The organism is Arenibacter sp. F20364 (assembly GCF_023015905.1).
Classification (GTDB): Bacteria; Bacteroidota; Bacteroidia; order Flavobacteriales; family Flavobacteriaceae; genus Arenibacter.
The window spans coordinates 24861-36286 of the sequence record NZ_JALKBD010000036.1 but is presented as its reverse complement, the minus strand read 5'-3'; the positions used below and the strand labels follow the sequence as shown (position 1 = coordinate 36286).

Below are 11426 nucleotides of genomic sequence, written 5' to 3'. Positions count from 1 at the left end.
AGTAAGAAACTTCAATATTTTAAAAATTGCAGAAAAGGACAGATAGCAAATTCAAGTCCAAATATTTTGTAGCGAGTATTCGGAATTATTGGACAGTACCTGCCAAGGCCTTAACAGGATGACCAAGAACTATTTGTAATAAGACCATTACCATGTCGGAACGCATTAATAATTTCATTGAAATAATATATCGTTCCTATAGAAAAAAAAAATCTTTAAATTGTTGCTTTAGAAATTATGAACACACGTTCAATTCAACAAACTTTTACAATGGGAAAATTTGAAATTAAAAAAGACAAGTCTGATCAGTTTAGATTTAATTTAAAGGCCTCGAATGGTCAAGTAATTCTTAGCAGTGAAGCTTATACTACCAAAACTTCATGCGAGAATGGTATTTCTTCCGTTAGAAAAAACTCTCAGGATGATGGTAAATACGAAAGAAAGACCGCCAAGGATGGCAGTCCTTACTTTAACCTAAAGGCTACAAATGGTCAGGTAATCGGTTCAAGCGAGATGTATTCCAGTACTTCGGCCATGGAAAATGGCATTGCATCAGTAATGAAAAATGCACCAGAGGCATCCGTTGTGGATAATACTTAATTTCAATAGAAATATTCAATATTACCTAGTACCTAGGTATATCAAAAAAAGGCAGTACCATTTGACCTTTCCTTTGTTATTATGGCACTTAGGGATATCCATTAGTATTTCGTGGACTTGCAATTACCGATTGGGATTTGGATACAATTTCCTGTATAATAACGTCCAGTTCGATTGCGGAGGAATATATATGATCGAGCATCAGTTTTTTTTCGTTCTCATCGATCAAACCTTCACGGAACAAATCCACTATACCCATCAATCGTGCTAAAGGAGCTCTAACGACATGGGATTGCGTCCATGCTATTTCCCTTAGTTTGTCATTTTGTTTTTGAATGGCAAACTCATTGTGTTGTTTATCGCTAATATCCCTAATGTACAATGACAAGTTGTTTTCCGAGGGGTAGGCACTGACCTCCAACCATTTATTGAAACTAGAGAAATAATCTTGAAAGTAGATCGTATTTCCAGAATATATCGATTTATAGTATTTCAGAAATGCTTTGGAATCGATGTGGTTTTCCATTACGTTCCACAAGTTCTTGCCCATAATTTCATCCCTTTCCACCTTCAATACTTTCTCTGCAACGCTGTTCCAATATGTAACCGTCCAATTATGGTCCACAGAAATAAAGGCATCACCGATACTCTCGAGGATGTTGTTCTTTTCTTCATTGGTTTTTTCAATTTGCAATTGGGTCGACTTCAAATCTGTGATGTCCTGAACGGTGCCCTCAAGTTTTGTATAATTACCATCGGCTCTATTGATAGGTTGCCCGACATGCTGTATCCATTTTACAGAGTTGTCCGGCAGCATAATCCTATAGACAACCTCATACTTCCTTTTTTGTGAAATGGCCTTAGCATTTTCACTTGTCAGTAGCTCCTTGTCTTCAGGATGGATGGTGTCTATCAAAGTTTCAAAACTGAAGTTAAAAGTTTCTGGATTTCTTCCCCAAATTTTATAAAACTCCTCTGAACAAACAAAGGATAAATCAACCGGATCAACACTCCAATAGCCCAGTTTCGCAATTGTAGTTGCACTCTTGAGCTTAAGTTCCGATTGTTTAAGGTTATTTAAATATGCTTCCCTATCGGTTACGTCACTACACGTGACCAGAATACATTTAGTTTCATCCAAGACCAAGGGCTGTCCAACAATTTCCATTTTTACCAATTCCCCGTCTTTCTTTTTATGGGTGTATATTCCGGATTTAATGGTCCCAGTCTGAAATTGAAAGGCTTTGACGCCCTGCACTAGTTTATCTATCTCTTCACTAGGCCTTAGATCTTTTGCGGTCATCGCCAGCAACTCTTCTCTAGTATAGCCATAGAACTGCAACATGGCATCGTTGACATCTACAATTTTGAAACTATTCGGTTCTAGAATGTATTTGGGGAAGGGACTCGTACTAAAAAGTAAGCGGTGTTTTTCTTCAGAAGCTTTAATTTCCTTATTAATCAGTACCCTTTCAGTTATATCCCGGGCGTTAATGACAATACCTTGAATCATAGGATCCTCGTACAGATCGATCATCAAAATCTCAATCCACTTCCAGGAACCGTTCTTGTGCCTAAATCTAAATGGTTTGGAAACGAAAGGTTTGTTATTGATAAATTTTGAAAAATGATTTGCTGCTTTTCCATTATCCGATTCATGGACAAAACTAAAAATATTTTGGCCGATCAACTCCTCGGATGAATATCCCAGAGCCTTTTCCAATGCCTTATTTACATAAATATAGTTTCCATTAATATCCACTATGGTCAACCAATTATAGCCAGCTTGTATAACTGACGTATAACCTGGATTTATCAGGTCGATCTGCTCCCAAACCTTCTTTTGGGTGGTAATATCCTGGATTTCCCCTTCTATTTCGGTTAATACAGCCTTATCATTTATCCTTGATTCACTAATTTTAATATTTAAGAAAACAATTTCCCCAGATTTATGGACCATTCTGCACTCCAATTCTTCCTCTAAAAAATTGTTGTTGGACCAATTCCCAAACCTCTCAATAAATTTTTCCTGATCAAAATAATACACTAAATCGATCCAATCGGCCAGGGTCCGAATTTCTAGCTCTTCCCTTTGGTATCCTAAAATTTCAAGGGACATAGACCCGAGCGTTAAATTCATCGAGTTCAGATCCAAATGCCAGAGACCTGTCCCATTGGCTTCTAGATAGTTGCCAATAGTAATGTTTTTATTGTCCACAAAAGTTTTATGAAAATCAAGCTTGGTCTGTTTTTGTTGAAAAGTAATGAGAGAACCCGATTGGTTTACCAAGCTTTTTAAAGCTCGGATTTGTTTATCCACCAATTTTTTAGGTATATCATCATATATACAAATAATTTCTTGACCGTCACCTATGGATTCCGGTAATGTAGCAATCCAAACAAACTTGGGGTATTTGTGGCAATGATCCCCGCTAGTATTCAAGATTTTCTTATGGTTAAAATCATCGATTAAGAAATAGTCAGCGGTGTCGGTACAAAAAAAATCGCCTAATAGATTTTCAATTTTGGACCTCGAAGAATCCAGCTCGAGCAGTTCTTCTTGGACTTTGGTTAATTTCAACAGAGCAACCTTGGCTGTGTCGGAATCAACTATGAATTTAGCCAAATCACAAACATCGTTCAAATCATCCTCGGACAACTCCAAAATTTTGTAACTGGGCAAAAATTCAATTCTATTTTCAAACATTTAAATCTTATAACTTCATTAAAAAAACGTGCTCGATCCCATGGGAAATTAAAATAAAGGGAACCAGTTGCGGCATTCAATTTATAACAATCCCGTATCTATCAGGTCGAGCCATAGAATACTAGGCACTAATTGGCCAGTGTCAGCCAATAGTGTTTTATTTCCTTGAAAACTCCGATAAATTCCCTTACCTCCAGAGGTTTGTTCATATAGCAACAGGTACCTTGGATGAAATGAGGCTTTTCCTCAGTTCCATTAGAGGTCAAAATAATAACGGGAATAAAGAAATGGCCTAGATTCTTTATTTTGGATAAAATATTTATTCCATTGATTACAATTAGTTCCTCATTAGCCACGATAAGATCAGGCACATTACCGTTTTGAGAAGATAGCATGTTTTCAATTTGCACAACAGCTTCAAAACCATCTTCAAATAAATGGATATTACACAATTCGTCATTTTGTTGCAAGGAATCACTGATCAATATGGTATCTAGAACACAGTTTTCTATCAATAATACATTTTTTTTGCGCATTGGGTTAAGATTCTATTAGATTTGGGTATTATTCTTTAACTGCTAATTTGGTTTTTTATTCTCTTTAATTCAAACAATTTTGTTGGTTTTTGTGATTTTCAAAAATTGCAGTTTGTATATAATTGAATACCACTTATTTACTTCATGGACAACCATAATGATAACATCCTGGAACTGGATTTAGCATTTACCTTGGATACTTACAGCTCACTAAGAGTAAGGTAGTTTAGATGACCATAAATGAATTACCTTGGACGTCGGAGCAACAATTGTACGTTGATGTTTTTTAGTGCCTATAGGGCTGAGCCCAATAGAAGTTTGAAATAAATACATTAGGAATATTTGAACTATTCTTTCTTAATTCGGTTTATAGCTCGTGCTTCCCTATGGATCTTCTCGAAATTCAGTCGCAAATCTTCATCCGAAAACTCTCGTTCATTTCGAGGTACTTCCCTTAGGATATGCTGCAGTTTAAATTGCACCTTAGTATCCTTTCCATCTGCAAAGGCAATAAACTCACCTTGTTGAAGCCTAAAGAATTGATCCGCACGTCTTTTGGCTACTTCCTTTTCCCCAGTGGTAATGCGGGTATCAAAATTGAGGTTATGACCACGGTTGACACTGGTGGTCTCCTTACGGACGATTTCAAAGAAGCGCTCATAGTATTTAGCGGTATCGGGGTCGTTCACCTTTCCAAAGAACTGATAGGAGAGGTTGCTCAAAATGGCCCTACTGATCTTGTCCCCATAAAGAATTTCATTTTGGACCTTGTCCTGCATAACGTAAACAGTTGCTATATCATAACTGCGCAGGGTAGCCGGGATACGGTGCATATTGGGCAGTCTTAGTGTAGGCGCTTCCTCCATAAGCAGAAAGGACGGTTTTTGGTGCCTCACGCTCATTTCCTTTATTACGGTATGCAAAACGGCTGCGATGATAGGGGAGAAGGCCGATTCATATTTGGGATGGTTCACCAGGGAAATCACGGCCGGGTTTTCATCATTGTTGATATTGAGCGGTACTTCATCTTTTGATAGTACCATAAATAATTGTCGGGAACTAATTTTCTTGAGGGCGTTGGCCAAGGTGCTCCTTACCCCAGCGGTTTGCCTCTCCGAGTCCATCCCGTTGATAAAGGCACTGGCCATACCTTTTGAGGTGAGGTCGGAGGCTAGGAAAGCCGCCATTGTTCTGGTATCCATAGTTTGAAAAATGGCAATCAAATGGGGGAGGGTACAGAATTGCGGGTAGGTTGTTTTTAGTTTCCATATCAGGCCGGCCATCAGGCCTTCCACGGCATCGTTAAAAAATTTTGTGGTGCTATTGGTATTGGATTCGTTCATTTCCAAAAGGTTTTCCATCAATACTTTTGAAATTTCGTTGACACTTTCCTCATTGTGGAGATATCTGGGTGCGATGGGATTCACCCGATAATGGATCTGATCGAAGGCTATTGTATAGAATTTCACTTTGTCGTTGTCCTTAAATAGGGGATAGGCCATTTCAGTAAGTTCAAAATTCTTATAGTCGTGAAGGATGCCACAAAAGTTATGTGCGCTAAAATGTTGTAGAAAATTGTAGATGACACTTTCGGTCTTACCGCTTCCTGCCGCACCGATCACGGATGCCCCACGTTTTATATTGTCGATATTAAATTTACCCTGCCGTAGCCTAAAATGTACCTGATATTTTTCATCCTTAGGTCCCGTCCCTTTGTCCAAATAGACATAGAGGAAGGTGGAAATAAAAAGTATGGGTATGACAATCACAAGAACAATATGTGCCCATTCCGTGGTCATATGCCAATGGTGCCAGACTGAACGGCCTTGTCAAGTCCGCGCTTCAACCTTTGTATGGTCTTAAGGGCCAGTTGAACCTTATTGGTAGGAATGTTCAACATGGAATAATCCACACCTGCTTTCCGAAGGATATTAAAAGCGATGCTTTTTTCGTTGGTAGGAAGTCCGGACAGGGTAGAGAAATAGAGTTTAGGGTTATTGATAAATGTTTTTCTGGCCTGATAGGTTTCTGCATAGTTTCGGTGGTAACCAAAAAGTCTATCGAAAGTCTTTTCGGAAACGGTGTAGAACCTATCCCTATCAAAGCCGCGTTTTACGGATTTACCATTAAAGACGGTTTCGGAATTTTTGTATTTACTCCCTGGGGAAAGGCTATATTTATTGGACATATCCTTACGGCTCACAATAATATGTACATGAGTTTGGGGTCCTTCCTTGGACATGCCCTGTACGATTCGTTTCCCGTTCTGTTGGTGAGGTGCCTCCCTTTCCAATCGGGATATTTGTTTGTTCAGATTGCGGATGTTGCCCTGAGCCTTTCCCTGGTCAATCCTTCCAATTTGGTTTTTAAGCTCCAGTATTTTTGTGGCGTAGGGTTGATTTTCCCTTACCTGCCAGTCCGTACCTTTAAAAGTGCGTTGATGTTCTATTTTGGCAAAGAATTTAATATCGTCCAGTGATACTGCTCTTCCATTAATTTCCCGGTTAAAGCAGGCGGCATACTCTTTCATAAGTTCAACCGTGAAACGTTTAAGATCTTCGGAGCTGTTTTGCAAACGTTTCAGTTCATAGGCACTCGGATTTACGGTAATGGAATAGAACTTGGGTTCATTCTTTTTGAGTTTTGCCGTATTCCCGTCGATTTCCTGGACAACTTCATCGGTAGCCACCACTGAATCGAACTGGTTAAAGAAGTGTTCTTGATCGTCCATGGACCTTTGTTCATTTTCCTTTTCCAGGTATGCCACGAAATCGGCGACACTCTGGCCAAAATTACCGTCCATCTTTTGTTTTGTTATGGTGATGTACATATGGTGAAGTATTGATGAAATTCTTGAATTCCTCCTGGGTCATCTGCAGCTTCAAATATCCGCTTCCAAAACTGCTCTTGACAAAAACGATAGCGTCGCACAATCTTTGCAGGTCCGTTTTTACCAGCTGGAATTGCTCCCGCATTTGGTCATATTGTTTACGGTAATAGTCCAGTTCCTCATTTTCTGTGATCAGGGGAGGAGTTTCAAAAATGATCTCTTCTTGATTGTCATTTGATCGTCCCTTATCTTCCTGAAAGAGCAGTTCCAGCATGGCGTTGGTCGGTTTGGTCTGGTACTTTTCTATATTTTTAATGATGGCCACCAAGGCGTTTATGCGTTTTTTGAGCCTGTTCTCCATACTGGTCATATTGGGACCTAGGGAAGCATTGGGGGATATGTCGTTCCATTCAAAAAAGTTCATCATGGATTCCAGGGCTTCGGAATGGGAACGACCTACCTTTTTGGAAAACTTCCTAAATCGGGCGGCAATACCTGTTTTGATGCTGATTGCTGAAAAGTGGTATGTTTTATTATGAAGAGGTTCCATTTACTGTAAAAATCTGTCCATTAACGGGGGCTCCCAAAGGATTTACATTAAATATTAAGGTTTTGATTTAATCTAAAACATTTATTAAATTGATTATCAGGATATTAACTATAATAACACCGCCTTGGCGTGTTATCCTCTTGCTTCTCCTTTTTGTACGCCCTGGGGATACAAAAATTTCGAACCAACTGCCAAAACGATCAAAAGAAATGCTCCCTTTGCATTGCTACCATCTAGGCAATAATGGCCTGTTTTCCGTTTATAAAAGTTAAACTATTCCCATATAAAAAGGAAATAAGGAATAAGGTCAAATACTCTGTTCTGATATCAAAAAAATCGAAATGAAAAAACTGGTCCAGAAAAAAGCCAGTCATAAAAAGGACCCTGTACAAAATGTAAGGGTCCTATTGTATTTGATTTAACAATTTGGAATGTTCCGGTCTTATCAGATAAGACCGTTATCCGAAAAACTGAGGTAATCCCCATCCGGTGCAATAATCAAATGGTCCAATACTTTAATATCCAAAAGTTCCGCGGCCTTTTTGATTTTATTGGTCAATTGTATATCCGCCTCGCTTGCCTTCAATTTTCCGCTGGGATGGTTATGACTGAGGATAATGGCCACCGAAAGGGATTTAAGGGCAACGGCAAAGAGAATCCTTAGGTCTACCAAGGTACCGGTAATACCACCTTGTGAAAGATTGTAGATCCCCTTCACCTTGTTGCTGTTGTTGAGCAATACCACCTTAAAGCATTCCTGAACCGCGATGGTGTTCTTGTTCCACTGCTCGTATAAAATGTTTGCGGCATCTTTTGAGCATCCAATTATTTGCCAGAAAGGAGACCGTACCTGTCCTTTGTAACTAATCTGAATTTCGTTAACTTTGTGCCTCATAATAAAATGATTAGAGTTAATAATAAAAGAGGGATCGATATTTCGGGCGATACCCTCTTTTTTGTTGATTACTTACTTCCCATAAGGAGTATTTCCCTAGCTTCCACTTCGGTGACAAAGCGCTGAACACCATCATCAGTGGAATAGGAACGTGTTTTAAGTTTCCCCGTTACGGCAATTTCCTTTCCTTTGGAGGCGTACTTTTCTACGATTTCGGCGGTCTTTCCCCAGGCGACGATATTGTGCCAATTGGTTTCCTTTTGCTTTTCGCCTTTTGAGTTTTTAAAGAAGACGTTGGTGGCCAAAGAAAACCGAGCGACCTTTTTACCATTTTCAAGATTGGCAATTGTTGGTTCCTGTCCTACATTACCGATTAATTGAACATTGTTTCTAATAATTCCCATGATTAAAAAAATTAAGGTTAAACATTTGATTTACAATATTTTGATAAACAGATTTACTTATTATATCCAGAGTGTTTTCCTTTTTTTCCGGCATGCCGGTTTTCTCTGGTTTGGTATTGATCACTTCCTTTTTGGGATATTTGGTATGATTCCATAATTCGATATTTTGATTTACTTTCCATAGAGCCGTCGTCGTTACCTTTTTTTGTTGCTTGATGGATTACAATATTTTTGGATGGGAACACTTATAAACAGTAGGGGGAGGAGCGCTGGCTTTATGCAGTGTGGACATCCAAAAATGTTGTTGTTTTGCCTTCGAAAAAAGAAACGGCGACAACTATGGAATTCAAAAGAAAGTCCTGGAAAATACCTATATCCGGAAGTGGTCGATACCATCATCCAACCGAAAGGAACTCGGCAGATGGATTTAAATGCAAATAGGTCTGATTATTAGGATATTGGAATCCTGACAAACCTGGTCTGAAAGCTCCTTAATATTTGATTTGGGTACGATCCGATCACTGTAGTTTTGATTGCAGTAGCAGGGTTCTACTTCCTTTAAGTTCCCTAAGTTCAAGAATCAATTTTTCCGATGAGGTCAAAACAAACTTGGGCAGGACATATACAAACGACCTGGTCTCCCCATTTTTGATAGCCTTAGGCAGCCCATAGGCGAAAAAGGTCTTCAACGGCAAATTTTGAAAGGAAGATTGGCGCCGATCGGTACCATTTAGGGTATACACATTAAGATAATCGATTTCAAAGTCGATTCCCGATGCATTTTTCACCACCATCTTAAGAAACACTTCCGAGCCATAATAGACCGGCCGAAATAATTTCAATTGTATGTCCTGGACCCGTATCGATGCCACCTTTTCCGTTTGGGACTTCAATACGGCATCGGATGCCCTTTTTAAATACGCTAAGGTTCTTCCCAGGGAATCGACTTTTTGTTCCTTTTGATCGATGACCTCCTTTATCGGGATTTCATTTCCGATGCTCTGCTTTTCCGTAACAAAATAATTCAGCTGGGTCAAATCAGGTTTGTATTTTAAAATGTATGAATAGAGTTGCCCGCCGGAAGTAACTACCAACAGATTACTTTCAGGACCGGGATGTGCCTGCAATAGCCCAAAATGTTGTTGTGATTCCCTGTTATATGTGAATACAAAATGGGGTGCCCCGGTGATACCCTGGCGAACCGGCTCTGGAAAAAAGAGGGCCACATTTTTTTGTTCATTGGCATAAAGTGTATCCAAGGGCTGTTGTGCCGACATTCCTAGACTGAGGGTACAGACTATTAAGACGATTGTGATTTTCATTGTAGATTAATTTTAAGATTGTTTCTATCGTATTTTAAGATGAGCCTGTAGTTGTCTGATATGTTGGCCCGGAAGCTCCTTCGGTTTCGCTGGAACACCTTTCGAACTCCTTTAATTTGGGGCATCCCGGTTATATTTATATCGTCAACTACGTCGTTTACCACCTCATTGGTAGCTTCAGCCCTAAAGTTGTTCTTCAAATAAATTCCTTCAGATCCATCCTCAAGATCGTAAGCCTTGAATTTTATTGGATGGTGATCGATATTTTCAATCCGTATCAAAGTCCTGTTTGGCTTAAAGCTGACAAATCCATATATGCGGGTATTTTTAGGAATTGGAACGTTGTTGATCTTGATGTCCTGTATCAAGCGCATACGTAAACGTTGGTCCGTCTTTACAGTTTGGTCGCCGTCCACCCTTACCATAATAATTTGATCTGAACTCCGGGAATCCACAGTTTCAATAGGGTGGGAAGCGAAAAAAAGTTGGTGCTCCAGGGCCAGTGTTTTGGAGGCCACCTCGGTTTCCTTGTCCTTATTATGGTCCGCTACCTTCTTGGTCTTACTATGCCCTGCTTGTGAATAGACAATAGAATCCGCTTCCAAAGTTTTACCTCTACCTTTCGAATATTGCATACGCCCGTGTTTATAAATACTGTCTACCAAGTGTATTTTTTTCTTGTCCAGTAATTCAGGATCGTAGATACCAGTGGAGTCCATAAGGTCTTCATCGTAGACACTGGGCGCATGGGTGGGCCTGACCGCCTTCATATCGTTGATGGCATCCAACTTGGAATCATATATCTTCTGTTCGTTCCTTATTTCCGGAACAGGAATATGATCAGCTTCCAATTCCGGTCCTTGCTCCCCATCCAATACAAGTACTGCATATGCGATAATAAAAAGTAGGATGCAGAGGAGTATGGAACTAAATACAATTTTGTTCTTTTCAATTTTCATATTTGTCCAATTTGCGTAAGGTATTTTCAAAAAAATCAATAATCAGGAACCCATGAGTATTTTTGGGAAAATTCCTATCAACCCGAAGGAGCTTACCAGTGGTGGTCAGTTCATAAATATCTGTGGAAGAGCCCCTGTTGATCTCGAAAACCGTTTTAGTTTCAAAGGAATAGGGTTCACTGTCAAGCACAATTTTGGATTTTATGGAAAGTACCTTTTGCACCAGGGAATATTGGAGCAATCGATTATATACCCCATCTTCCTTTTTCTGACGGTAAAGGGCGTCTACGGAGCTATTGCCCAACCAAAGGGCTTTTTCCAGATTGCTCTCGTAGTTACTTGGGTCAATGGCATAAAAATAGTTATGGAACAGTTCCAAATGGGCCAGGGCCTCGACCTCAAGATTCTCCTTTTGATCAACCAACTTTAGAGGGATGACATGGCCTTCCGTATTGACAATAAAAGCTTTGTTCATGGCATCGTTATGCAGTTTCAATACCAGGAGGAGAGAAATGACACTGATGGTCGTGGCCGCGATGACTATGGAAAGGACCATAAAGCGATTCTGGCCAAGTACCTTGTAAATATTTTTATAGGGTGTTTTCATATATTTCATTTGATTA

General features: G+C 39.5%; 11 protein-coding genes. 1 reads left to right on the top strand and 10 read right to left on the bottom strand.

The window, feature by feature from the left end; translation table 11 throughout:
* The first annotated feature begins 270 nt into the window (after positions 1 to 270).
* Positions 271 to 600, top strand: a complete 330-nt coding sequence (locus MWU84_RS20650) for a YegP family protein (protein ID WP_246905235.1) — start codon at positions 271 to 273, stop codon at positions 598 to 600.
* A gap of 88 nt (positions 601 to 688) precedes the next feature.
* Here the strand turns inward: MWU84_RS20650 and MWU84_RS20645 are convergent, their stop codons facing one another.
* From MWU84_RS20645 to MWU84_RS20600, 10 genes are all read right to left on the bottom strand, one after another.
* Positions 689 to 3307 (bottom strand): PAS domain S-box protein, encoded by a 2619-nt coding sequence (locus MWU84_RS20645; protein ID WP_246905233.1) that lies wholly within the window; start codon positions 3305 to 3307, stop codon positions 689 to 691.
* A gap of 128 nt (positions 3308 to 3435) precedes the next feature.
* Positions 3436 to 3843 carry a hypothetical protein gene (locus MWU84_RS20640; RefSeq protein WP_246905229.1) on the bottom strand — a complete coding sequence of 136 codons (408 nt, stop codon included), beginning with the start codon at positions 3841 to 3843 and terminating at the stop codon, positions 3436 to 3438.
* A gap of 347 nt (positions 3844 to 4190) precedes the next feature.
* Positions 4191 to 5642, bottom strand: coding sequence for a type IV secretion system DNA-binding domain-containing protein (locus MWU84_RS20635; RefSeq protein ID WP_246905226.1), 1452 nt, complete (start codon positions 5640 to 5642; stop codon positions 4191 to 4193).
* The gene (gene mobB / locus MWU84_RS20630; RefSeq protein WP_246905224.1) at positions 5639 to 6673 is read right to left on the bottom strand and encodes a MobB family relaxase; all 1035 of its coding nucleotides are present in this window, start codon (positions 6671 to 6673) and stop codon (positions 5639 to 5641) included. The genes MWU84_RS20635 and mobB overlap by 4 nt, the downstream gene beginning before the upstream one ends.
* Positions 6636 to 7223, bottom strand: coding sequence for a BfmA/BtgA family mobilization protein (locus MWU84_RS20625; protein WP_246905222.1), 588 nt, complete (start codon positions 7221 to 7223; stop codon positions 6636 to 6638). Before MWU84_RS20625 ends, mobB begins: the two co-directional genes overlap by 38 nt.
* A gap of 445 nt (positions 7224 to 7668) precedes the next feature.
* The gene (locus tag MWU84_RS20620) at positions 7669 to 8118 is read right to left on the bottom strand and encodes a JAB domain-containing protein (RefSeq protein ID WP_246905220.1); all 450 of its coding nucleotides are present in this window, start codon (positions 8116 to 8118) and stop codon (positions 7669 to 7671) included.
* A gap of 68 nt (positions 8119 to 8186) precedes the next feature.
* The gene (gene ssb, locus MWU84_RS20615) at positions 8187 to 8522 is read right to left on the bottom strand and encodes a single-stranded DNA-binding protein (RefSeq protein WP_246905218.1); all 336 of its coding nucleotides are present in this window, start codon (positions 8520 to 8522) and stop codon (positions 8187 to 8189) included.
* A gap of 518 nt (positions 8523 to 9040) precedes the next feature.
* Positions 9041 to 9844, bottom strand: coding sequence for a DUF4138 domain-containing protein (locus MWU84_RS20610; protein WP_246905215.1), 804 nt, complete (start codon positions 9842 to 9844; stop codon positions 9041 to 9043).
* On the bottom strand, positions 9841 to 10803 hold the full coding sequence (traM, locus tag MWU84_RS20605; protein ID WP_246905212.1) for a conjugative transposon protein TraM: 963 nt from the start codon (positions 10801 to 10803) through the stop codon (positions 9841 to 9843). The genes MWU84_RS20610 and traM overlap by 4 nt, the downstream gene beginning before the upstream one ends.
* A complete protein-coding gene (locus tag MWU84_RS20600) occupies positions 10793 to 11410 on the bottom strand; it encodes a conjugal transfer protein TraK (protein ID WP_246905240.1) in 618 nt (205 codons plus the stop codon). Before MWU84_RS20600 ends, traM begins: the two co-directional genes overlap by 11 nt.
* Between the last annotated feature and the right edge of the window lie 16 nt (positions 11411 to 11426).